The sequence below is a fragment of the Shewanella sp. SP1S1-7 genome (genome assembly GCF_031932105.1).
GTDB lineage: Bacteria > Pseudomonadota > Gammaproteobacteria > Enterobacterales > Shewanellaceae > Shewanella > Shewanella baltica.
The window spans coordinates 43,717-68,490 of the sequence record NZ_JAUOEU010000025.1 but is presented as its reverse complement, the minus strand read 5'-3'; the positions used below and the strand labels follow the sequence as shown (position 1 = coordinate 68,490).

General features: G+C 45.1%; 20 protein-coding genes and 5 tRNA genes. 8 read left to right on the top strand and 17 right to left on the bottom strand.

Going from position 1 to position 24,774, the window contains the following annotated elements:
• Nucleotides 1-122: 122 nt before the first annotated feature.
• Nucleotides 123-213 (bottom strand) — tRNA-Ser (locus Q4Q49_RS17205).
• 221 nt (nt 214-434) lie between these two features.
• Here Q4Q49_RS17205 and Q4Q49_RS17200 point away from each other — a divergent pair.
• Entirely contained in the window at nt 435-2,168 is a 1,734-nt protein-coding gene (locus tag Q4Q49_RS17200) for an AAA family ATPase (protein WP_311999938.1), read from the top strand.
• A 74-nt stretch (nt 2,169-2,242) separates the two neighbouring features.
• Nucleotides 2,243-2,758: a bifunctional 3-hydroxydecanoyl-ACP dehydratase/trans-2-decenoyl-ACP isomerase gene (fabA, locus tag Q4Q49_RS17195; RefSeq protein WP_028759638.1), complete on the top strand. Its 516-nt coding sequence runs from the start codon at nt 2,243-2,245 to the stop codon at nt 2,756-2,758.
• Between the two features lie 123 nt (nt 2,759-2,881).
• On the opposite strand, the gene rmf is transcribed toward fabA, so the two are convergent.
• From rmf to rlmKL, 5 genes are all read right to left on the bottom strand, one after another.
• A complete protein-coding gene (rmf, locus tag Q4Q49_RS17190) occupies nt 2,882-3,058 on the bottom strand; it encodes a ribosome modulation factor (RefSeq protein WP_006082074.1) in 177 nt (58 codons plus the stop codon).
• A 187-nt stretch (nt 3,059-3,245) separates the two neighbouring features.
• Entirely contained in the window at nt 3,246-5,078 is a 1,833-nt protein-coding gene (locus Q4Q49_RS17185) for a DUF3466 family protein (protein ID WP_311999937.1), read from the bottom strand.
• A gap of 28 nt (nt 5,079-5,106) precedes the next feature.
• The gene (locus Q4Q49_RS17180; protein WP_311999936.1) at nt 5,107-7,032 is read right to left on the bottom strand and encodes an ABC transporter ATP-binding protein; all 1,926 of its coding nucleotides are present in this window, start codon (nt 7,030-7,032) and stop codon (nt 5,107-5,109) included.
• Between the two features lies 1 nt (nt 7,033).
• Nucleotides 7,034-7,288 (bottom strand): glutaredoxin family protein, encoded by a 255-nt coding sequence (locus tag Q4Q49_RS17175; protein WP_311999935.1) that lies wholly within the window; start codon nt 7,286-7,288, stop codon nt 7,034-7,036.
• Nucleotides 7,281-9,410, bottom strand: a complete 2,130-nt coding sequence (gene rlmKL / locus Q4Q49_RS17170; protein WP_106650812.1) for a bifunctional 23S rRNA (guanine(2069)-N(7))-methyltransferase RlmK/23S rRNA (guanine(2445)-N(2))-methyltransferase RlmL — start codon at nt 9,408-9,410, stop codon at nt 7,281-7,283. The genes Q4Q49_RS17175 and rlmKL overlap by 8 nt, the downstream gene beginning before the upstream one ends.
• Nucleotides 9,411-9,667: 257 nt before the next feature.
• Here rlmKL and Q4Q49_RS17165 point away from each other — a divergent pair.
• The 4 genes from Q4Q49_RS17165 to Q4Q49_RS17150 all read left to right on the top strand — a co-directional run bounded on the left by Q4Q49_RS17165 (nt 9,668) and on the right by Q4Q49_RS17150 (nt 10,107).
• Nucleotides 9,668-9,744: transfer RNA gene (locus Q4Q49_RS17165), tRNA-Met, on the top strand.
• A gap of 41 nt (nt 9,745-9,785) precedes the next feature.
• Nucleotides 9,786-9,862, top strand: a tRNA-Met gene (locus tag Q4Q49_RS17160).
• Between the two features lie 44 nt (nt 9,863-9,906).
• Nucleotides 9,907-9,983 (top strand) — tRNA-Met (locus Q4Q49_RS17155).
• Between the two features lie 47 nt (nt 9,984-10,030).
• A tRNA-Met gene (locus tag Q4Q49_RS17150) sits at nt 10,031-10,107 on the top strand.
• A 182-nt stretch (nt 10,108-10,289) separates the two neighbouring features.
• On the opposite strand, the gene Q4Q49_RS17145 is transcribed toward Q4Q49_RS17150, so the two are convergent.
• From Q4Q49_RS17145 to Q4Q49_RS17100, 10 genes are all read right to left on the bottom strand, one after another.
• Nucleotides 10,290-10,703: a hypothetical protein gene (locus Q4Q49_RS17145; RefSeq protein ID WP_311999934.1), complete on the bottom strand. Its 414-nt coding sequence runs from the start codon at nt 10,701-10,703 to the stop codon at nt 10,290-10,292.
• A 251-nt stretch (nt 10,704-10,954) separates the two neighbouring features.
• Nucleotides 10,955-11,446, bottom strand: coding sequence for a GNAT family N-acetyltransferase (locus Q4Q49_RS17140; protein WP_311890678.1), 492 nt, complete (start codon nt 11,444-11,446; stop codon nt 10,955-10,957).
• A gap of 454 nt (nt 11,447-11,900) precedes the next feature.
• Entirely contained in the window at nt 11,901-12,500 is a 600-nt protein-coding gene (gene recR, locus Q4Q49_RS17135; protein ID WP_006082081.1) for a recombination mediator RecR, read from the bottom strand.
• Nucleotides 12,501-12,512: 12 nt separating this feature from the next.
• Nucleotides 12,513-12,842, bottom strand: coding sequence for a YbaB/EbfC family nucleoid-associated protein (locus tag Q4Q49_RS17130; RefSeq protein ID WP_028759630.1), 330 nt, complete (start codon nt 12,840-12,842; stop codon nt 12,513-12,515).
• A gap of 237 nt (nt 12,843-13,079) precedes the next feature.
• Nucleotides 13,080-16,382 carry a DNA polymerase III subunit gamma/tau gene (gene dnaX, locus Q4Q49_RS17125; protein ID WP_409373242.1) on the bottom strand — a complete coding sequence of 1,101 codons (3,303 nt, stop codon included), beginning with the start codon at nt 16,380-16,382 and terminating at the stop codon, nt 13,080-13,082.
• Between the two features lie 37 nt (nt 16,383-16,419).
• The gene (gene apt, locus Q4Q49_RS17120; protein WP_086010671.1) at nt 16,420-16,971 is read right to left on the bottom strand and encodes an adenine phosphoribosyltransferase; all 552 of its coding nucleotides are present in this window, start codon (nt 16,969-16,971) and stop codon (nt 16,420-16,422) included.
• 267 nt (nt 16,972-17,238) lie between these two features.
• Nucleotides 17,239-17,607: a YbaN family protein gene (locus Q4Q49_RS17115; RefSeq protein WP_311999932.1), complete on the bottom strand. Its 369-nt coding sequence runs from the start codon at nt 17,605-17,607 to the stop codon at nt 17,239-17,241.
• A 354-nt stretch (nt 17,608-17,961) separates the two neighbouring features.
• Nucleotides 17,962-18,708, bottom strand: a complete 747-nt coding sequence (locus tag Q4Q49_RS17110) for a putative DNA-binding domain-containing protein (protein ID WP_311999931.1) — start codon at nt 18,706-18,708, stop codon at nt 17,962-17,964.
• Complete coding sequence (locus tag Q4Q49_RS17105; RefSeq protein ID WP_311999930.1) at nt 18,708-19,574, bottom strand: DUF692 domain-containing protein; 867 nt, start codon at nt 19,572-19,574, stop codon at nt 18,708-18,710. The genes Q4Q49_RS17110 and Q4Q49_RS17105 overlap by 1 nt, the downstream gene beginning before the upstream one ends.
• A 112-nt stretch (nt 19,575-19,686) precedes the next feature.
• A complete protein-coding gene (locus Q4Q49_RS17100; protein WP_311999929.1) occupies nt 19,687-20,115 on the bottom strand; it encodes a hypothetical protein in 429 nt (142 codons plus the stop codon).
• A 268-nt stretch (nt 20,116-20,383) separates the two neighbouring features.
• Here Q4Q49_RS17100 and Q4Q49_RS17095 point away from each other — a divergent pair, with 268 nt between their 5' ends.
• Nucleotides 20,384-21,337 (top strand): tRNA-dihydrouridine synthase, encoded by a 954-nt coding sequence (locus Q4Q49_RS17095; RefSeq protein ID WP_011847064.1) that lies wholly within the window; start codon nt 20,384-20,386, stop codon nt 21,335-21,337.
• A gap of 247 nt (nt 21,338-21,584) precedes the next feature.
• Nucleotides 21,585-21,944, top strand: a complete 360-nt coding sequence (locus Q4Q49_RS17090; protein WP_011847065.1) for a TraR/DksA C4-type zinc finger protein — start codon at nt 21,585-21,587, stop codon at nt 21,942-21,944.
• Between the two features lie 104 nt (nt 21,945-22,048).
• Here Q4Q49_RS17090 and Q4Q49_RS17085 read toward each other — a convergent pair whose 3' ends face one another.
• Nucleotides 22,049-24,709 (bottom strand): TonB-dependent receptor, encoded by a 2,661-nt coding sequence (locus tag Q4Q49_RS17085; RefSeq protein ID WP_311991159.1) that lies wholly within the window; start codon nt 24,707-24,709, stop codon nt 22,049-22,051.
• Nucleotides 24,710-24,774 lie beyond the last annotated feature (65 nt).

Sequence of the window (24,774 nt, the reverse complement as noted above, 5' to 3'; positions counted from 1 at the left end):
CATTGCTGATGGCTTTTCTCGTGAATATGGCGTATGAGCTGCGCTTAAAATCAGGAACCCAAGGGTTCAAACTGCATAAATGCAAAATGCCGCTAATTGCTTAGCGGCATTTTGACTAAATATGGCGGAGGAGCAGGGATTTGAACCCTGGGTGGGCTATAAACCCACGCCGGTTTTCAAGACCGGTGCATTAAACCACTCTGCCACCCCTCCGAACGCCGAAAATAATATAAGCATACCGCTAGCTTGTAAACCTCAATTTTTAATTCTCGAATCAAATGCTCAACTTATACCCACTCAGGTGTTTTTTACGGCAAATACATCACCCGTTTTAACGAATAATCGGGCAAACAGACGTAAAAACACCTATACAGTGAGAGACTTGTCGTCTTGGTATGGTAAAATCACTGTAACTTTTCACGGTAAATGCTTATATGAATTCACTCTTGATACCCACGTCTTCACTCGCACCTGAATTTAGCCTGCCAACCCTTTCCGAAACGGCTGCCAATCTAAGCGCATTGCTCTTAGGGCAAGAGCGCACTGTGGACGCGTTTAAACTCCACCAAGCTATTGTCGATCAACACTTGTATCTGGCCGATTTCCCGAGCATTGACCGCCAGTTAATGATCAAAGCCTGTATCGATAGCCTTGCACCTTTGTCCCCTGCGTATTTAGTGGCGACACGTCCGATTGATAAGGCGGTAACATTTCAGTGGCAGTCCGATAAGCCGCAGGAAAATCAAGGAAGTATTGCCGAGAAAACAACTCACTATCGCTACCTGAGTGGCAATATTCGCCGTGCAGATTTAATTGGCCGTATGGCGCAAACAGGAACAACGAGTCACTATCAAGCTGGTGCCCTAGCCCAATGCCATTATGTGTTTATTTGCGCCGAGTCACTGTGGAAACGTGAAGGTTTATGGGAGTTAGTGATGCAAATCCTCACCCATAAAGAGTATCAAATTAGCAATAACTTAAGTTCTATTCCATTGAACTGTAAGATAGTCCTGGTTGGTGCTGGGATGATTTATAGCCAAGTCAGAACTGAAGATTGGCAATTTCAACGTCACTTTACCCTATTAGCGGAACTTGCCAGCGAAATCGACTTGGTGCGTTATAAAGAGTCACAATACGTCTCATGGCTGCAAGCAGTTGCCCAAAGCGTGGATGTCACGCTTGAACAATCCAGTTTAGCGCCACTCTTTCGTTATAGTGCACGGTTAACCGAACATCAACGTCGTCTCAGTTTGTCTATGCTCGAGTTTGCCCAACTCATGGTGCAAGCAAAAGCCTACCGTGGCAAACCAAGCATCAATGCAAGCAGTATTGAGCACGCGTTAACCCAAGCCAACTATCGGCATAACAGTTCGGAAGAATATTCAGGCCAAAGCTTCGATGACAATTTCATAAATCTGCCAACTTCGGGTGCTATGGTTGGCCAAATCAATGGCTTAACTGTGATTGATGCTATCGATTATAGCTATGGTGAACCTGCGCGGATCACGGCATCGGTTCACTACGGTGATGGTGAAGTAGCCGATATTGAAAGAAAATCTGAACTTGGCGGGAATATACATGCCAAAGGCATGATGATCCTTTCAGCCTGTTTATACCGTATCTTTGGACGAGACGCACCTTTACATCTGAACGCCAATATCGTTTTCGAGCAATCCTATCAAGAAATTGATGGCGATAGTGCATCACTCGCAGAGTACTGTTGTTTGATGTCGGCGATTGCCGAGCAGCCCATTATTCAATCACTGGCGATTACCGGCGCATTGGATCAATTTGGTAATGTGCAAGCGATTGGCGGTATCAATGAGAAGATTGAAGGCTTTTTTAATCTGTGTGAGCGACGCGGACTTACCGGAGAACAAGGCGTTATTATGCCCAAGTCGAACGTGTTACAGCTAAATCTTAATCCCAAAGTGATTACAGCTGTAGGCAAAGGACTGTTTCATATCTATGCCATTGAGCATATGGATCAGGCTGTAGAGCTATTAATGCAAATGCCCGCGGGTGTTGCCGATGAAGATAATGATTTCCCTCATGATTCATTATACGGCCTCGTACAGGAACGATTAGATAAGCTCGCAGGAAATGGAGAGGAGGAAATCGGTCTAATCACAAGATTGCTCGCAAAATTGGGATTTTTTCGCCGCTAATTAGCTGATCGGAGTTGTTTAGCTTACACGTGTTCGCTAATCTTGGCGGCTCTTATTGCTGGAGTAGTAAAACAATGAATAAAGCAAACAGTTTCAATAAAGAAGAACTCATCGCCTGTGGCCATGGGAAATTATTTGGTCCAAACTCACCTCGTCTACCTGTCGATAACATGCTGATGATAGATAGAATCGTCACTATTAATGATAATGGCGGTGAGTTTGGCAAAGGTGAAATTGTCGCTGAACTCGATATTAATCCAGACTTATGGTTTTTCGACTGCCACTTCATAACCGATCCTGTGATGCCTGGCTGTTTAGGCCTAGATGCCATGTGGCAACTCGTGGGCTTCTATTTAGGCTGGGAAGGCGCTGAAGGTAAAGGGCGTGCACTAGGTGTCGGTGAAGTGAAGTTTACTGGCCAAGTATTACCTGGCGCGAAGAAAGTCACTTACAAGCTCAATATCAAGCGTACTATTCACCGTAAACTGGTAATGGGCATTGCCGATGCAATTCTTGAAGTGGATGGCCGTCAGATCTACAGTGCAACCGATCTTAAAGTCGGTGTCTTTAGCGATACCTCTACATTCTAATCCGCCTTACTCCAAAACACTGAAGATATAAGTACTGCAGATATAAAAATGCCCTCATCTGAGGGCAATATGCTGCATTACTTTACTTATTCTGGGCTATTTAATTAGTGAGGTAAAACTCAATTATTTATTAAATAGCCCATTAACTCGGCCATCCACACCTTCACGCCAACCACCTAACCACTGCGATCGCGAATCAAGATTTGCATATGGACAGAGCTCCTTAGAGCGTCCACCAACCCCAGCTTGGAATCCTTTTGAAAAAGCTCTGTCTAAACGATCTCGTTTTTGTCTTTTCATGCAAGCGTCCTCTGTTCTACATAAAATAGAAGCAAAAGCTTCACACATAGGAATAGTGCTTTTTGACGCCAAGATCAATCAAAAAATCGTCCATTTTATCGACTATTTATTAAACTATTGAGATCATGATTAAAAAAAATCGAGGCATTTTGCCTCGATTTTTTAAGTCTGAATTGAAGCTTAAAACTTAACGAATTCGACGACGGAACCACACTAATGGCAAGGCAAATAACCAAGCTAGGGTTGCTGCACCTTGACGTTCGTAATTGCCAGTATCAGTGTTGTCATCAACAGTACAAGCTTCACCGCTAGAGGCCGGTTTTAACACGACCATACGCGGAACATATGCTGTAACAGGATCACCATTACCATTAAGTTCAAATAATGGCATTCCATTTTCACCGATAACTACATTGCCATTAGCATCAAATTGATAAGAAGGTTTACGAATGAAAGCTGTACCAACAATCGCACCATTCTCATTAATACTTGTACCTTCAACAACTAAAATATCGGCGTTATATTGAAGCACTTTACCCGAGCCATCTTGAACTTCGACTTGATGACGTGCCCAGCTACCATCGCTGGCTTTTTCATAGCCTTTAGATTCGCAGGTCAACAACTTATTTAGATTGCTAAACTCACCAGTTGATTTCTCATACAGGAAACCGGCTTTAGGACGGGGTTTTTCTTTATCGTATGTTGTCTCAATATAACCTACAACTTGGCCTTTATTGTTGATACTCTTCGGTTTACTCGAAAGATCCGTTGTAGAAGCGGCGAAATCATTCGGGGTTACTATTGTTGCATCAGCTTGATTCGTATCAAAATAGAAAAACTTGTCGCGCAAATAACCTTGAATATAGCTGCGATAACTACCGACAAGAATACCACTATCGTTAATGTCATAGGCAATAGAGCTAGAAATCGAATCGACCATAGGGATCCAATGGTATTGGTATTTACCTTCAGTATCTTTAGCCCAATAAGCTGCATCTTGACGCAAATTATTGGTGTCACCACCACGATAAACATGTGAGCGACCCACTACGACACCATTATCATTCAAACCCAATGCTTGAGCGGTAAAGGTCAAGGTATTGTCAGTCGCAGGCGTTAGGCCTAAAGGTAACTCAGTGCCTGTAGCAACATTGTTGTCGATTTGCCATACATAGCCACGAGTCTGATACTGAATATTACGTGTACCAGTACTATTTGGGTATTGCTCGCGTTGTACGCAAACATCCAACGGCAAAGTATTATCTGTACTTAAACAATAATTGACACGATCGCTACCATATTTACTGATATCGGTACTAACATAACCCGCTACTAAATTATTGTTATTAATGGCTGTTGCCGCCGACCATCCACCTAACTCAGCTGTTTTAGTATTGTCAGCATTAACAAATTTAGTATAAGGCGGCGGTAAAGAAATTTCTGTTTGGCCGGATTTCGCGACACCGCGGAACTCATAATCACGGTAATACCAGTAATCATCTGTTACATCAGTAGTTGCTGTATTCTCTGTTTTCTTTTCAGGTGCAGTCATGCTGCCCACTTTGATACCTGCATCGTTAATACCGTAATAAAAGGTATCAACAGAGTTAATCACAGCAGTATCACTTGGGGGGGTAGTACCATTAATGCTGTCGAAAGTCGGTAACCAGGCTCCCGCGGCACCATTTTGCGCGGCAACAAAGGCAAAGTTGTTAGCAATGATGGCTTTATCTATCGAATACGTAATAGTTTCTTCTGGCGCGATACCATCGGCAACATCAATAACGCCACCTTCAACATCTGAACTGCTGAGTTTTTTCTTGCCCTTTGAAATACCGACTAATTCATCATTGCCATTCACACCTAAGGCATAACCACTACGAGTACCTTCAAGGGTACCTTGCAGATCAAAATTATCGATATTAACGATTTCATAGACAGGTGCAGCATGAGCACTGTTTAATACACCAAGGACACCTAGGGCAACCAAGGAAAGGGCTTTATCCAACTTTGACTTCATTAATTCTATTCCCATTTTTATTATTGGTTTACTTCAGTGACTCAAGCTCTTCCCAACGCTCGAAGCAAACTTCCAATTGCTTTTCTTTATCCGCCAACTGGCTCAATACCAGATTAACTTTATCCTGCGCCTGACTATAAAAGTCTGCATGTCCAATGCTCGTCTGCAATGCGAGAATTTCAGCCTCTAATTGCTCCATCACAGTGGGTAACGACTCTAACTCACGCTGTAACTTATAAGACAGTTTTTTTACCGATTTCGCAGGTTCTGCAGCCTTAACTTCAACCGCTTTCGTTGTAACCGCAGGAGCTTCGACCGCCTTTTGCGAACTAGGTTCCTCAGAATAAAACTTTGCCCCTTGATTCACAGCGTCTTGATAACCACCCACATACTCGCTCCAATGGCCATTACCCGCATACCACCAACTACTGGTGACGGTATTATCGATAAATGCCCTATCATGGCTCACTAACAAAAGTGTGCCTTGATATTCAGTGAGCAGCGACTCTAGCAATTCTAGGGTCTCAATATCAAGATCGTTGGTCGGTTCGTCGAGTATGATTAAGTTTGCTGGACGAATTAATAGCTTAGCCAGTAACAGACGGTTTTTTTCACCACCCGACAGCGCTTTCACTGGGGTTCTGGCACGCATAGGTGAGAACAAGAAGTCCTGCAAATAACTTAATATATGGCGGTCTTGGCCATTAATCGTGATGGTTTTTTTACCTTCGCCAACGTTATCTTCAACCGTTTGCTCAGGATCTAAGGCTTCACGATATTGGTCGAAATAAGCGATTTCAAGCTTAGTACCGACTTTAATTTCGCCCGATTGCGGTTGCAGCTTTTCGATTAACAGCTTGATCAAAGTTGATTTTCCACAACCATTCGGACCGATCAGCGCAATACGATCGCCGCGGATAACCGTCGTATTAAAGTTTTTAACCAAATTTTTATCGGGCAGATTGAAGTTAAGATCGGTTACATCAAACACTAACTTACCAGAGCGTTCGGTATCCGATACCGCCATCTTAGCATTGCCTTGACGGTTTAACCGCTCACTGCGCTCTTCACGTAGGGCCTTTAGCGCACGCACTCGGCCTTCATTACGGGTACGTCTAGCTTTAACGCCCTGACGGATCCACACTTCTTCATCGGCGAGACGTTTGTCAAACAAGGCATTTTTTTCAGCTTCAACCCGCAGCCATTCTTGCTTACCATCAAGGTACATTTGATAGTTGCCTGGCCATGAGGTCACGACACCACGGTCTAAATCGACAATTCGCGTCGCCATACGGGCAATAAAGCCCCTATCGTGACTGATAAAGACGATAGCGCCTTGATAATCGAGTAAGAACTTTTCAAGCCACTCAATGGTGTCGATATCTAAATGGTTGGTTGGTTCATCGAGTAACAAGAGATCAGGCTCGCTGACCAGTGCTCTGGCTAACGCCACTTTACGCTGCCAACCACCGGATAACTCGCTCAAGGATTTATCAGGATCGAGTCCTAATAATTCGCAGTTTTGTTGAATGCGCGAATCGAGCTGCCAACCATTATAATGATCTAAGGTTTCTTGCAGACCTTGCATCTCATTCAGCATACGATCCATTTGCTCAGGCGAGGCATGGGCGACATCGTGGGACAGTTGATGATAACGCTCAAGCGCTTCACCCACTTCCTTTAACCCTGCCGCAATATACGCGTATACCGTACCTTGCTCAGCTTTAGGTGGATCTTGCTGTAGACGACTCACGGTCACATTACCAGCGATGTTGAACTCACCTTCGTCCAACAACACATCACCGGATAAGATTTTTAATAAACTTGACTTGCCAGCTCCGTTACGGCCAACAATACACACGCGCTCGCCGCGTTGAATAGTAAAATCCGCTTTTTGTAACAACGGAGTGTAACCATAGGCTAAAGAGCCACTATTGATACGAACCAGACTCAAACTAAGCTCCTGTAAACTCTTGTAATTGCGTTGCGTTAAATGGCCAATGTAACTCTCTATCATCCCAAGCTTTAAGCACAGGGATCGATACGCCGTAACGCTGCGCGAGGTATTCATCGTCACATATATCTATGGCCCGATAACCAATATCAGCCGCGTCCAATAACGCCGCGGCCAGTTCACACAGATGACATCCCTCTGTGTGATATAGCAGATAAGGCCTGTTATCTAATTCTGCTTGAGTCAACTCAGGCATGGGTGATAAGCCAAGTATTATGGATATGTGGATTGCGTTTGTAGTCCATAGGTAAAGTCACATCATCAATGTTCTTCACATTAATGTTCATCTTTGTCAGCGTCTCTATGTCCATCTTAAACTTACGTTTATTGTTAGAGAACACGAGTTCGCCCGTTGGACTGAGCAGTTTCACTAAGGATGCCAGTAAGTTCACATGGTCCCGTTGCACATCAAACGAATCTTCCATGCGCTTAGAATTTGAGAAGGTTGGCGGATCAATAAAGATTAAATCGTACTGTTCATTACAATCACGGATCCACTGCATGCAGTCAGATTGAACAAACTCATACTGCTTACCTTGCAGTCCATTGAGGGCAAAGTTGTCCTTCGCCCAAGCGATATAAGTATTAGACATATCAACTGTCGTTACCGACTTAGCACCACCTAGCGCTGCGTGCACAGAAGCAGAACCTGTGTAAGAGAACAAGTTTAGTACGCGGCGACCTTTAGACTTTTGACCGACTAAACGACGTGTCAATCTGTGATCGAGGAACAAACCAGTATCCAAATAACCGGTTAAGTTCAACTTGAACTTAGCGCCATATTCGGTGGTAATAAGCTCTAACTTACGCTCATCCAGCTTTTGATATTGACTCGTGCCCTTTTGACGCTCACGGGTTTTCATGATCATCTTGTTCGGATTGATGCCAATGGCCGATGGCAGTGCTAATAACACATCGCTTAAACGACGTTTAGTCACGGCTTCAGGTATAGTCGCTGGCGCCATATACTCTTGAATAATCACGTAATCTAAATACTTATCAACTGCGACGTTATATTCAGGAATGTCGGCATCGTAAATACGATAGCTGTCGATGCCTTCTTTCTTCGCCCATTTCTCTAATAACTTGGCATTCTTCTTAATGCGGTTAGCAAAAGCGGGGGCAATATCAGCAATGTCGACGCCATCTGGTAGCACTGGCGTATCACGGCGAGTACTGTTGGCATGTAAGGTATAGATGTTAAAAGCACATTCAAGCGCGCCGTTAAACATCTTCATTTGTTTATCGGCTTTAAGCTTTAGCGATGACACCAGTTCGATATCACTACACAGCATGGCCACTTTCCAGCCGCCAAACTCTTTCTTAAACTTGTCGCCCAGCTGATAGTAAAGCTGCAATAACTCAGACACATTGCCTAAACGCTCACCATAAGGTGGGTTAGTGATCAAATAGCCGCTTTCCGCAGGCGGCGTTATCGTTAAAGCATCCGCAACTTTAAATTCGATTAACTCCAGTACACCGGCATTTTCGGCGTTACGTTTGGCTAACGCGACTAAACGCGAATCGATATCTGAACCGTAGAATTTAATCTCGCAACGTTTCACGCCTAATGATGCACGCGCTTTCGCTTCTTCAACGATTTCTTGCCACACGGCTTTATCATGGCGACGCCAATGTTCAAAACCAAAACGGCTACGTTGCAGACCTGGGGCAATATCGGCCGCCATTAAAGCCGCTTCAATTAATACAGTACCGCTACCACAGAAAGGATCGAGCAAAGTCGAAGGCGCCGCTTGCCAGCCACTGCGTACAAGCATGTTGGCGGCTAAGTTTTCCTTCAATGGCGCTTCACCTGTGGTCGAACGATAGCCACGTTGATGCAACGACGGACCCGAGAAGTTCATTGCTATCGTGATCACGCCATTACGGAAATGTGCATCAACTTTAAAATCAGCATCAACACGAGACACATTCGGACGCTCAATATCATCGTCACGGAAACGATCGACAATCGCATCCTTAATCTTCAAGGCGCCAAACTGGGTATTATTGATAAAACCACCCGTACCATGAAAATCGATACTAAAAGTGCTCTTATTGGAAAAGTGTGCCGGCCAATCGACACAATAAGCGGCATTGTAGAGTTGCTCTGCCGACTCGCAGCTGCCTTTATAGATAACCAACACAATGCGGCTGGCTAAGCGTGTCCATAAAGTAATACGATACGCTAAAGCTAAGGAGGCCGTGAAATATACACCAGCAACACTCTCTTTTACTTCAGTCGCACCAAATTCTGTCAGCTCTTGGGCTAAGCTATATTCAAAGCCCTTAGGGGCGGCGGCAAAAAAATTAAGCATGGGATAATCAGTACGCAGTCAAAATCAAAGCGACATTATACCTGCTCGGATACATAAAAGATAAACAGTTATTAGCCCAAGTCCCATTTAGTCACAGTCTTGACCTAAGATAATCGACGAAAAATCCCCAACTTATACGTAAATCGTATGAAAGCCCCCCACTCCGCTTTATATTTAAGCGTTCACCACCTTTTTCGATCTTCGTCCTTGCAATGCCAAGGCGCTGCCGTTATAGTCTGCCCCGCTTTGAAGACGGACGCGGGATGGAGCAGCATGGTAGCTCGTCGGGCTCATAACCCGAAGGTCGTAGGTTCAAATCCTGCTCCCGCAACCAATTTAAAGCACAATAGTAAAGCAAAACAGATAGATATCGGACGCGGGATGGAGCAGCATGGTAGCTCGTCGGGCTCATAACCCGAAGGTCGTCGGTTCAAATCCGGCTCCCGCAACCACTTTCTTACTAGTGAAAGTTAAAAAAACTAGCACAACAATCGGACGCGGGATGGAGCAGTATGGTAGCTCGTCGGGCTCATAACCCGAAGGTCGTCGGTTCAAATCCGGCTCCCGCAACCAATTCTTAGATGACAGAATTAAAACAGTGATTAACAGCAACAATCGGACGCGGGATGGAGCAGCATGGTAGCTCGTCGGGCTCATAACCCGAAGGTCGTCGGTTCAAATCCGGCTCCCGCAACCAATTTAACCAGCATAAGCTGGTTTTTTTGTACCTAAAATTCAATGAAACCCACAGTAAAATATGGGATAGAGCGGCATGCTAACTCGTCGGGCTCAACTCTTTATAAATAACGGGCGAAGGTCGTCGGTTCAAATCACTTCAGCAACGGTATCCAAACTAATATTTAAATTATTCAGCTGACATCAATGCGTTTTTTGGATGTCAAATTTCGCCATAAAAATATCGGACAATATGACTCCTGCCATAGCACCAAAGGAAACGGTGAAAATCATGATAAAAGGTAGAGGTTTTAAATAAGCGGAAGTGAGCATGCCTTGACCAAACCAGTGCAGTAATAAACCAAGGAGCATGACACCAAAAGCGAGCTTATTCGCGGCAAAAAACATCGGAATTTCAAACGCCCATAGCTCCTTGTTTTCCTTAAATTGAGCGAAACCGAAATAGAGATAAAGCAGTAATGCGACCATAGCGATAGCACCAACACTGAGTGTATAGCTTAATTGAGATGTCCCAGCCAAGACTTGATAGCCAATACGAATGGAATAAATACCGACACCCAACCAAAGTATCAGCAGCGGCAATAAAATGAGTCCCATTTTTTATCCTTAAAACTTGAGATATACATGCACTTTGCACCTAAAGCGAGCTCTGAAAATGAGCGCTTAATGCTATTCACTAACCTCGGTTTGTGAAGTGAGCGCTTGAAGTACGTTCTTAGATTGAGCACTTAGCGTCAAATCTTATAGTAAGTACTTAAAGTTAGGACTTGGAATGGAATGAGCACTTAGAGTCCGTTCTTAAAGTAAATGTCTTAAGCAACTGTTAAAATAGCGCCGAGATCAGCATGCTACTTTATCCGCGCCATATGGTACACACTGACAAATTCACCATTTCTAAAGGCAAAATCCTTCGACTCACCTTCAATCACAAAACCAAACTTTTTATACAGACCAATGGCGGCATGATTGTCGGTATAAACCGTTAATTCAATTCGTTTTATATTCATCCATTTATCGGTAAGCTCAAGCATAGCGTTAATCAAAGCGCTACCAACACCGCGGCCTTGATAGCTATCCTTTACCCCCATTCCAAAGGAGGCTGCATGCCTGCGACGGGGTTGCTCGTACACCTCGAAACCCAACTCGCCGACAACTTCACCTTCAATCTCTGCGACATAGCGATGAATATTATTCGATGTTGCCGCAAGGCGTGACTCCCATTTATCGGTCGATGGCCAAGGGAGTTGTAAGGTTCCAGTATAGGCATTTGGGCAGGCATATACGGCTTGAATGGCTGCGGCGTCACGCTTCTCTGCATGCCTAATCGTAATCTTTTCCAATGAGTCCCCTCTATGGTTTTCTAATAAAAAATACCTGTCCGGTTCAACGTACACAGAGCTAAATCCACGAATTAGCTTAGGCACATGAACGAACACAATAGAAAATCGCAACTCTGCCCGCTTCTTATCTAACCGACTTTACGGATGAAGCTCGCATAAGACAAGTATGAAATTTAAAAACTATTGATAAACCTAGTTTTTATATGGATAGGTATCAGTTGATATGAGCATTTAAAACCACGGCGCTATCTCCACAGCCCTACCACACAGCCTCGACAATCCTGCCTCGACATCTAGATTGAAACACTAAGCAAATAAAAAACCCGCTCAAGATAAGTTCTTGGCGGGTTTATGGGATATCGCGACACTTAAGTCGAGCCGAACCGTTCAGCATTAAAATTAAGCTAATATAATCAATCACATTACACTAACTAAACTGAGTCACTGTGTTCTGTCAAAGCGGTAAACGACCATTAAATGACAAGGCTAACGTCGTGCTATCCACGTATTCAAGCTCTCCACCAACGGGTACGCCGTGGGCGATGCGACTGATCATCACCTTATGGCGTCTGGCCATATCAGCAATAAAATGCGCTGTGGCCTCGCCTTCTACCGTCGGATTGGTCGCTAAAATCAACTCGGCAACATCACCCGAAGCCAAGTGGCGCTCGAGTAACGCTAAACCTAGCTCTTCTGGCCCAACACCATCGAGTGGCGATAAATGACCTAAAAGCACAAAGTAGCGACCGGTGAAATGTCCACCCGCCTCAATGGCTAACACATCGGCCGGCGTTTCCACCACACAAATGGTGGAAGACGTGCCGCGTTTATGGCTAGCACAAATCGGACAGAGGGTTTCTTCAGTGTAGGTTCGGCAAGACTGACAATGACCGACGTCACTCATCGCACTGGACAGCGCACTGGCTAATTTAAGCCCTGCTTTTCTGTCGCGCTCGAGTAACTGAAACGCCATACGTTGCGCCGATTTAGGCCCAACCCCAGGTAAACAACGCAGGGACTGAATTAACTCATCTAACAGTGGACTAAATTTCATCGGCTATCTCAATTAAAATGGCATTTTCATGCCTGGAGGTAATTGCATACCACCAGTGACTTCGGCCATTTTAGTTTTTTGATTTTCTTCAATTCGACGGGCAGCGTCATTACAAGCTGCAGCAATCAAATCTTCCAGCATTTCTTTGTCGTCTTCCATCAGGCTTGGGTCGATTTCGACTTTACGCACTGTGTGCGCGCCTGTCATGGTGACTTTCACCAAACCTGCACCCGATTCGCCCACCATTTCCATACGGGCGATTTCTTCCTGCATTTTGGCCATTTTTTCTTGCATCATCTGGGCCTGTTTCATCAGATTGCCCATACCGCCTTTTCCAAACATAGTCTTTTCTCTTCTATTAGGGTTAGTCGCAAGCATTAACGCGGCTAATCTTACTTAAATAAATGGGATTGGCAATCAATGCCGTTATCTTGTTAATAAACTTATGATCTCGATGCCGAGTTTCTCAGCAGCATTACTATAAATAGGTACTTTAAGCTCAAATTTAAACCACGGCGTAACAAATTAACGACCAAACTTTGCCCCTAGGACTCGTTGATTGTCGATAATCGATAGTGGTTAACTCGCGGCCTCAGTTAGCTCAGGTAAAGCTTGTATTTGCTGACTGCGTAAATTCAACAACTCAGGTGGATACACTAAACTATCGGCATCGAGTTCGGCGCCCATACGTTGGATCAACCATTGCACATTGTCATCATGGATCAATGATTGATGCGCCTGTTGCAGCAACTCTTGGTGGAAACGCTTACGTAACTCTAAAGGCGTTTCCCGCTGCGCATCGATTCCTATGACCACTTGTACCCGTCTTGGGTTCCCGAGCGCAGCACTTAAGGCTTGCTCGAGCTGCACTATGGCCACATCGGCCGCTAAATGCTTCTGGTTTGGCTTAAGCAACAGCGGCAAAGGATCGCTCTGGGATTGGCAAACGGAATTCACCGCCAGCTGCCGCACTCGTCCGCCGATCTCTAAGCTCGCCATCAACTTGTACCAATGCAAATCTAATGGATGACCACTAATAGGCTGAGTCGAACTGAGTGCAACGTGTGTCTCCTGCGTGTGTTCAGCATTAGCCGTCTGATTCGGTGCATCATTAGCAGTGTTGTTAGCCTCTAAAGATCCTTGGTCACCGCTGGCTGAGTCGACCTTAATTTCTGAGCCTTGAGCCACCATAACATCAGCAACATCAGCAACATCAGCGATATCATTATTGCCGCACTCAACCTGAGTCGTTTCGATAAGCTCTGCGGTTAACTCTGCTTCTGGCTCAGCCTCCCAAGGCGGACGATCATATGCTGCCGGTTTGACTGGAACAGCAGAAACAGAACTAGCTGAGTCTGCGATCGAAGATACAGATTGATTCAAAGTAATTGGCTCAAGATCTAAGTCAAAATCATCATCGAAATCTATTGTTAAATCGGGATCTAAATCAGCGGCGGGATCGGCAGAGAATGACGCACTTGTCTGACTTGCATCACTTTTACTGGCAGGTTTTGATAAAGTGATCCCATTGGCTTTACTGTTTGGTGTCTTTAATTTTGAGTCCAGTGACGACTTTTTTTCATCACCGTCCTTAACACTTAAGGCATCAAGATCTGATAACAGTGAATCCCGCGCCGCCAACACCGCCGAGAGAATATCATCATCGGCTAAGGATGCGGAGGCTGGTGTTGGAATTGGAATTGATGTCTGAGGAGACACTTGAGCCATTACTACTGACTGACTATCAACTGAGCTTTGCATGCCTACAGCACTTTGGATACTTGCTGCGCTTTGAACATCAGCAGAATGTTGAACACTATCTGAGTGTTGAACATTAGCTGAGTGTTGAACATCATCAGGCACAGCATGAGAGTCAAAACTGTGATGAAAATCATCGTCATTATAAGAGTCAGAAGAAAATTCAACATAAGCATCTTGATAGGAATCGAGCGGTGCTGACTCTTGGGCATAAGCTCCCATCGCTGGATATGAATGCTCGGCTTCAGTTCCATAGGGGCGATGTTCATCTAGCCCCTTTTGCTCAAGCGTATTGTTAGCGGTGGGATTGTTATCCAGTGTGTTCTCAGCTGCGCTGTTGTTATCAGCAGGTGTTGAATCAACAACCATTTCAGCCGCTGCTGGATTAACAATACTCGACTTGGCAGTTGCCCCAATTAATTCAGGAACTTCACTATTATGAGCATCAAGACTGGCAACCGATGCTTCAATGTCAGCAACGGGTTCAGAAATGTGTATAGAAGTCGCTTTAGCGGTTGATACTGTTTGAGTTTGAGGCTCTACCTCTGCATTCACTGTGTCAGTGTTTAAGCTGTCAGCGTTAAATCCCTGACTCTGAGCCTGACTTAAAATCACCGCCTGTTCGGCAATTAATGCCGCATCCGCTTCGAGCTCAGCATCAAGCCCCTGCTCTACAGCATCAGCTGGCTCAATTGACACTTCAGCCGTTGTAACAGCGACCACTTGCGCGGTTTCAACTTGCTGGTTAGCGCTAGTTTGCTCAATTAATGCTGTTTTTTTTTCAGCAGGCACTGTTTCAATGGTATGCGGTTCAGTGCTATGTGGTTCAGCAGTATGTGTTTCTGCAAACTTTTGTTCATTTGCATGGGGAGCTTGCGCTGCAGCAGTTGCCGCAACGGGCGTTTGCCCTTCGGGTAAACGGATCTCAGCGACCGCATCAGGCAGCCAACGCTTTACCGGCTTTTCTGGCACAAATGCGACTGCGCGTAACAGCGCCATCTCAAGACCCGATTTAGGGTCTGGTGCATGGGGTAAATCTTTGCGGCCCGTTAACAGAATCTGATAATAAAGCTGCACTTGCTCCGGTGTCAGCTGCTCGGCAAAGGCGCGAATTTGCGCGCTATACAAAGATTGCTGCGCGGCCGCGGGGGCAAATTGGGTCAAGGTAATTTGATGTAACAGTTCAAGTAAACTGCGCAGCACTTCTTGGGCATCGGCGCCGTACGCGAGCACTTGGGCACAAGTGTGCATTAACACGCCAATATCGGCATCGGTTAAGGCTTTAAGCAAGGCAACCACATGCTGCTCATCAATACTGCCCAGCATAGTTTGCACTTGAGTGAGCATCACATTGCCGCCACCAAAGGCGATCGCTTGATCGGTCAAACTCAAGGCATCACGCATACTGCCATTGGCGGCTTTAGCAAGAAGCTTTAGGGCTTCAACATCAAAGGGAAATTGCTCTTGAGTCAAAATATGATTGAGCTGAGTGCCAATTTCGCTTTGGGTAAGGCTTTTTAAATTGAATTGCAAACAACGGGATAACACAGTCACGGGCAGTTTCTGTGGATCAGTTGTCGCCAAAAGAAATTTAACGTGCTCGGGGGGTTCTTCTAAGGTTTTTAGCAGTGCGTTAAAACTGCTGCGCGACAGCATATGCACTTCGTCGATGAGATAAACCTTAAAACGGCCACGGGTCGGGCGATACTGCACATTGTCTAACAGCTCACGGGTGTCATCGACCTTAGTGCGGGACGCAGCATCGACTTCAATTAAATCGACAAAACGGCCTTGAGCGATTTCCACGCAGCTGCCGCAAACACCACAGGGAGTCGCTGTCACGCCTTGTTCGCAATTTAAGCCTTTGGCAAAGAGTCGCGCCAAGCTGGTTTTACCGACACCGCGCGTTCCCGTAAACAGGTAAGCATGATGTAAGCGCTGCTGGCTTAACGCATTGGTCAAGGCATGCAAAACATGGCTTTGGCCAACCATTTGATCAAATGTGGCAGGGCGCCATTTTCTGGCTAACACCTGATATGACATGGAACTCCCCAGAGTATGTGATACAAGAGCGGGAGCATGCGCCCCGAGAACTTTGAAAGATAACATGCCATGATTTGACATGCCATCAAACTATCCCAAGGCGCCTTTAGCTGCAGATTTATTCGCCTTCAAACTCACAAAGTTTAACCAACTCAAGCCCTAAAGCGGTTAAACGTGCTTCACCACCTAAATCAGGTAATGAGATCACAAAGGCCGCATGTTTAACTTCACCGCCCAGTTGGCGAATGAGTTTAACGGTCGCTTCAATAGTACCGCCAGTCGCGAGTAAATCGTCAACCACTAGCACTTTGTCATTTGGATTAATCGCATCGGTATGAATTTCTAGGCTATCGTGACCGTATTCCAGTTCATAGCTTTGGCTGATAGTCGCACGCGGTAATTTACCCGGTTTACGCACAGGCACAAAACCCACACCCAATTCTAAAGCCAGCGGCGCGCCGAACAAGAAACCACGAGCCTCAGTGCCCACAATTTTGGTAAAGCCTTGGCCACGATAATGTTCAACTAACAAGTCGATGGTCGCTTTATAGGCGGCTGCATTCTCAAGCAAACTGGTGACATCTCGAAATAAAATCCCTTCCTTAGGATAATTAGGAATCGTTTTAATGCTTTGCTTTATCAAGGATAAGGTTTCTGTATTCATAGCCATCATATTTACTTAATAAGTTACTTAATCAATTCACCAACCTAGCGTTGGCGGTATAAAACAAAACGTCCACACTGGGTGGACGCATTGTCGAAAGTCGGACAAAGCTTATGCCGCTTTAGTTTTAGTTGCAACAATCACAACGCACAAGTGATGGAAAGGTTATCAATTTGTGCCTTAGATCAAACCCTGTCGGCACAGTGTTACATCCCTTCACCCATGACGCGGCGAAAACGATTTGCCACACATTGAATCCATAGTGTCGCTCAATCATCCCTCTATTTCAGGGATCCCTTTGAGATACCAGAGTAAGACGAATGCCATCACGAGCAGCAAACCTTTTACCCAAATGATAGGCACCACAATAATACTGACACTAAAACTCAGCGCGCTGACGACCATGGCTTTGCGTTTCAACCCCTTACGCATTGCTCGCTGCTCTTGCCACTGGGTTAAGGCATCGGCAAACCAAGGATGAGTCATCAACCAATGGTGTAAACGTTCACTGGAGCGGGCAAAGCAAAAAGCGGCAAGCAGGATAAACGGCACGGTCGGTAGCAAAGGCAGCACAATACCGAGTAAACCCAAGGCTAACGCGGTTAAACCTAACAATAAAAATAATCCGCGCTTTAATACCATCGATTTACTTACCCTTTATCGGAAAAACAAAAGCCACTCTAAGAGTGGCCAATAGTCTATGCGCTCGAGATTAACGCTCGCTTAAATTAGACCTAAGTGCTTTAACCAAGACAGGCTTGCTGGCAGAGTCGGCAACAGTAAAACTAAAATAAAACCAATAAAATACAAAAAATTAAATGGGTCTTTGAACGGCTGACTACTCATTACAGCTCCTCTAGTATGTGCAAGTATAAGTGCGCAGGAATCGTACAGTGATTGAGATCACAAAACGGCCGACATTGTAGCGGTTTGTCAAATTAATAAAAACCCTCTAACTGTAGGGTTATTGCATTTATTTCGGCAATAATCCCCACCTTAAGACTGACGACCGCGCACTATCCCTTTGGCCGCTAATTGCTCGAGTAACTGAGTACAACCTTGCGCAATAATCTCTGGCGCCATTTGAGGGTAAGTGATTGTTAACCAATCAAGTATCTCTTGAAAACCCGCTTGGCTTTGAGCTTGAAGAAATGCCAGCACCTGCGCACTTAAGGGATTTAACTGTAGGAAACACACTTCGCAATCAACATCTTGATAGAGACAAAAAAACACTGGCGTATCGAGTTGTTGCTGCGGACGATAATCCTGACGAATGTGCTGCACCTCAAAATGATACTGCGCCACCCTCGCCGTCTTCGATAAACATAAGGCCTGCGTCGGAATTTGCGCTGGGCTAAGTTGAGACTCATCCCCACTCACCTGTGCGACCGCAACGGCCAACTCTAGCCATTCATAGTGCGCTAATTCGAGCATAAAAACGGGATCATTTGCCGTGGGCTGATATTGCTGCTGTAAAAAATCTAAAAACTCGCCCGCGATGTCGATAAAAATCGGCGATTGGCAATCGTGCTGGCTAAAAAAGCTCTGCACTAATGCCAACCACTCTTCCTCAGAATACAAACTTTTCAGTACGGGAAAGCCGTTCGACACAAATCCCAGCACATTATTAAAAAATAACTCGCGGTAAACCTGCATACACCGGACATCGGTATCCGCGGGCAATGGCGAAGAGGGATCGCGGATATAATCGATAAAGGATTGCTGCACTTGCTTAAAATCCATTAGGCGATCCTCTTTACAGCATGAGTGCTATTTTGAATTTGGGAACTGACCGCTGCTTGATAAGCGTGGATTTGATTTAGCTCGAGCAACAATTCAGCGGTTGTCGGCAGATTAAAGTCACGCTCAAGCAAGGTCGGCTTTACCCCATGCAAGGCATAGCAACGTTGCAACAATGCCCACACGGGATCGTTAATTGCAGCGCCATGGGTATCAATGAGCAGATCTTCAGCTTGTTTGTAGTGCCCAGCAATATGCAGATAAGCGATGCGCTCCGTCGGCATGGCCTGTAAAAAGGCATCGGCATCGTATTGATGGTTTATCGAGTTCACATAGATGTTGTTCACATCGAGTAGCAGTTTACAATCGGCTTCTTGCAGCACGGCATTAACGAATTCAAGTTCGCTCATTTGTGCACCTGGAGCGGCATAAAAAGACACATTTTCTAAAATAAGCGGCCGCTCTAGAATATCTTCTACTTGCTTGACCCGCGCCGCCACATGCTTTACCGCTGCATCGGTAAAAGGGATAGGCATTAAATCATATAAGTGACCTTGGCCTGAGCAATAACTTAAATGTTCGGAATAGACTTGGATTTGGTGTAAATCCATAAAGGTTTTGATGTTTTTTACAAACGCGAGATCTAAGGGCTCGGGGCTACCAATGGATAAACTCAAACCGTGGCAGTAGAAAGTATGTTGCTCGGTTAGTTCACGAAATTGGCGGCCAAATTTACCACCTAAGGTCATCCAATTCTCAGGCGCCACTTCAAAAAAATTAATCGCTTCAGGCACCTGTGTACAAAACTCACTGAGCATTTCTCGCCGTAAGCCCAGTCCTACCTGTACCGCATTTTTTTGATTATTCATAAAACCTCACGAACGCTTGGTCATCGCTTTAGGATAAAACAAAAGAGACCAGCGCGGGCTGGCCTCTTTAGACTCAATAACCCCCATCACAGCGGGCTCAGTGCAGTCAGATTTATTTCATTTCTTTTTTAACGGCTTCGACTTTAACGTCAACTTTCTCTGCGGTTTTCTTCATATCAGCGCCACATTTCGCTTCACCACACTTACCTTCATGGGCCTTATCCGCGGCTTTTTTCATGTCAGCGCCGCATTTCACTTCGCCACATTTGCCTTCATGGGCTTTATCTGCGGCCGCTTTCTTCATATCCGCGCCACACTTAGCTTCACCACATTTACCTTCTTTGGCTTTTTCAGCAGCGGCTTTCTTCATATCCGCGCCGCATTTGGCTTCACCACATTTGCCTTCTGAGCCGACAATTTGATAACCCGCATCCATTGCTTCAAAACCAAACGGGTTAGTTTGGGCATTGACAGCAAAAGCTGTACTCATGACGACTGAACCTAAGGCCACTGCAACTGCTGTTTTTTTAACTGAATTCATAAATAATCCCTTCTTGTTTATTGAGTAATGTTGACCAACAACAGTATAAGTAGCTGGCTTACTGCAAAAGACCTGCCCTGTTTCAATTCTATTGCAAAAAATATCACTAAATCACAGAAATGGTCAAAATATCCTGCTGGGACAATCAGTTTAGCGTGGATTTTATTTATGGGAGCGCATAATCATCCGCATTCACTCGGCCACTTTGTAACTTAAGGCCGATAAGGTAGAATGCTCGCCCTTTGCAAATAGATATGGGTTTACTGCAGTGCGTGTGATTTTGGCTCCAATGGAAGGCGTAGTAGACGCTTTAATGCGTGACATTCTATCGACCATCAATCCCTACGATTTGCTCGTCACCGAATTTGTGCGTGTGGTAGACCAACTGCTGCCTGAAAAAGTCTTTCTCAAACTTTGTCCTGAGCTACTCAACAACGGCAATACCCCTTCAGGTACGCCAGTGCGAGTGCAGTTACTCGGCCAAGAGCCCCAATGTATGGGCGAAAATGCCCTGCGGGCGATTGAACTCGGTTCACACGGTGTCGATGCCAACTTTGGCTGTCCGGCTAAAATCGTTAACCGCAGCAAAGGTGGCGCCGTATTACTGCAATATCCTGAGAGTGTGCACGATATTGTCAAAGCCATGCGTCAAGCGGTACCGAAAGAACATGCCGTGACCGCCAAAATACGTTTGGGCTACGAAGATAAGTCACTGTTCATGGAAAATGCTATCGCAGTGTATGAAGCCGGAGCAACTGAGCTTGCCATCCATGCGCGTAGTAAAGTCGACGGCTACAGACCGCCCGCCTACTGGGAATACATCACAGAAGTACGCAAACGTTTGCCTATCCCGGTGATCGCCAACGGCGAGATTTGGAACAGCGATGATGCTAAGCGTTGCATCGAAGTCACCGGCTGCGACAGTATTATGATCGGCCGCGGGGCGATTTCATTGCCGAACTTGGCCGATACCATCAAGACAGGTGCAACCCCTTATACTTGGGCGCAAACCTTAGGGCTGATGCTCAGTTATACCCAAAGGGAACTCAATGGCCGCAAGAGCGACTATTATCCCGCCCGAATCAAACAGTGGTTTACCTATCTCAATCGCCAATACCCTGAAGCCGATACCTTGTTCAGAGAGCTGCGCGTGTTTAAAACCACAGAAGAAATCGTCGCGGTATTAGAAGCTGCGCAGCGAAACTTAGGCAACGAATCATAGATGAGTGAGCTACCACAGAACGGCAACAAGCCATATAAGCGTTAGAAATCGAGATTCAATGCGCGGCAATGTGAGCCATGAAAGGGACTTCGCCATAGCACACATAATGCGATAGGAATGAAGTACTTTTTCGATTTTTAACGGCGAAAAAACCTAAAATGTGGCAGATACTTGATCTTTATCATAGTCGTTGGTAGTGGAACTATTAGACTGGACGCCTAGAGTCAAATGAAATAGGCGATTTTACGTGAGCACCACCCATATCAGACATGAATTGTCAGAGCTTGAAGCTAATCTAAGGAAAGAAATCGGCGCGCTCCCTCCGTTCCTCGAAGCCATAGGGGAGCATTATGCTAGCCTGAGTCTGGCAGAATTAATTGATAAATTGGCGCAAACGCCACTGGCCGATCACCCGCTATTTTGCCAGCTGAATAAACTTGATGCCGCCTTTTGTCAGCTCGACTTAGGCCTCTACGGCCTTTGTTCCGACTGCGAAGCGGAAATCGAAACCGAACGCTTAAGCCAAGATCCCACAGAACAACGCTGCGCCTCCTGCGCCGAACATTATCAACACGAACACCGCCACGAGCTGCGCCTCACCCATTGATAGCACTGTTTCGACATCCGGTAAGCAGCCTAATAAGTAGGCAAAAAATAAGCAAAAAAACCTCCGCAAGCGGAGGTTTGAGTTATCCAGGGAGGGCGGACAACCTAAAACTTCTGGTTTATTCTCAGGTAATACGTTCTACCTAACACATCATATAAACCCACATTCACATCGCGATAATCGGCGTAGGTATAATAGTTTGGTGTTTCAGCATCAAACACATTATTCACCCCTACTGTGATAGAGCCGTTATAAGCATGGGTATAACCAAATTGGATATTGTGTTTAAAGTAATTATCGTAATCGACATAACGGTCGGTTTTTTCTAACTCGTTGAAATAACTTGCTGATTGACTACCAATATAGACGACTGTCCATGCGGCAGAGAAATCATCGTATTTCCAACTTGTCGCAAAGTTGCCACGCCAATCGGGTGAGTCTGTTGTTCCTGCGTAATCGATCATCTCTGATTCGGCATTATCCTGCTTCTTAAAATCAAGCACGTGAGTCAAATCCAGTTTGAAATTGAAATCACCAAAGCCAGTTTCTAAGTTATAAGCCGTTACAAAATCGATACCAGAGGTCTCAACTGTGGCTAAATTACGTATTCCCGCCTCAATATACTCAATCTTGCCATCTGGACCACGGGTCACATAGGGAGACGATCCATTCTTGATTTCATCACGCAGAATATCATCTACATCGATCGACTCGATTTTATTGTCGTAGGTGATTGAGTAATAAGATAACTCCAAGTTCCATGCATCAGTGACATTCCAAACACCACCAAAGGTTAACGAGTTACCCTCTTCAGCCTCTAAGTTTGGGTTACCACCAAACCAAGTTTTATGCTGATTATTGGTAGCGCAATATATGGCATCCACGTTACCGGGTTCATTACACCATAGGGAATCCACCGCCTTCTCAAAACTCAAAGATTGAGACGAGAACATTTCACTCATATTTGGCGCACGGAACGAATCACCGTAACTGGCACGCAGTAACAAGCTATCCACTGGGCGCCAGCTCAAACCAAATTTAGGCACCACGGCATCGAAGGTCGATGAGTTGACCACTTCACCTTGAGGCCCAGTCAGAGAGCCTTCCTGCTCATAGCGCTCGTAACGAACCGCGGCAGATAACTCAACATTAGCAGGTAAACCCACTTGAAACTCGAGATACGCAGCACTACGGTCACGCGTGGCATCGACATCATCACCACCCGAGCCACCGGAAATAATCCCCGCCGCTGATTCTGGATCACTGGTTTGCTTAAACTTGATCATTTCATATTCAAGACCACCGACCATAGCGACCGAAAAATCACCGTTATCGACAAGTAATGTCGACGCCAAACCATCTAATTGAGTGCTTTCAAACTTACCTTGATACACCCCAGTATGGGCAGCTTTACGATACAGATCTGTCATCTGTTGCTCCCACTGCTCATAACTCATTCCAGAGGTATTGAAAATATCATATTGCTCTGAATCTATTTCTTGCTGAATAATATTGTCATTGAGTAAATTGTAGTTAAAACTGTTTGTTGTTGAGGTCGCATGCTGAGCATTTAATTCCCAATCGATACCATTACCTGAATCTATTGTGCCAACAAAGCCTCCGAGAATATCAAAATTGTTAGTTTCAGTTAATGTATCTCGCTCGCCAAGTTGCGCACCTCGCATAGAAATCACTAATTCTTCACCAACGGGGTTGTACTTATTATCGGCACTCATCACTGGGGTATTCGTTGATACTGGCGTACCCGCATAACGAGTTTCAGTTTCAGCTAAAGACGCAGAAGCTCGGCCTCGGAATTTAATATTTTCTGAAATTTCATAGGAGAAATTAGATAATAGCGAGTTACGGGTTTGATCACCAAATAACTTAGTCACATTACCATGATTATATAAACAACGACCATCACCTGAGTCTATGGTATTTTCCGTTTTTTCACATATATCTGAATTACTATACCAGCTACCATTGCCTGGTCCATATTTACCATTTGGTACTGAGCTATATCCGCTATAGGCGTTATAACTTGAATCATCCATTCGCCAAATATCACGATCCATTACTGCTTTAGTATCATAATATTCATAGGTGAGAGTGATATTGCCTTTATCTGTATTAAAGCCAGTTGCAAGCGATAAACGGTTAGCATCGCCCCCTTCTACGCTTGGTTGCTCTGTACTGTAATCAAGCTGAAAACCTTCAAACTCTTTCTTAGTGATAATGTTTATCACGCCCGCCACCGCATCGGAACCATAGACTGCTGAAGCGCCATCCCGCAGGATTTCAATACGCTCCACGATAGCCATAGGGATAGAAGATGTATCCGCCACTGAGCCAGAGCTCGAACTCGTGCCTGGCATACGGCGTCCATCTAATAACACTAAGGTCGCAGACGATCCTAAACCGCGTAAATTGACATTACTGGTTGAGCTTGCACCAGAGCCATAACCTGAAATACCACGCCAAGAACCAAAGCTATTTATCGCAGAGTTATTTAATACGTCAGCAACGGTTTTTTCACCTGTCATAGCAATATCTGCAGCATTGATGACAGTCACGGGTGAAACGGTTTCCATATCAACTTGTTTAATACGAGAACCCGTTACTTCAATGCGTTCAACTTTGGTATTTTCTTCTGCTGCATTTATCATTGCAGAAAAACCTAATCCCGAAAAAACCACACTGCTTGTCGCTGCAGTAATTAAACTAGTACGAACGGCTTTGGCCGTCAAACTTAAATAGCGCATTAATCTCTCCTTGAGGTAAATAAAACCCTATGTTTTTATTTTTATATTTAACCAGCGAACTCTAT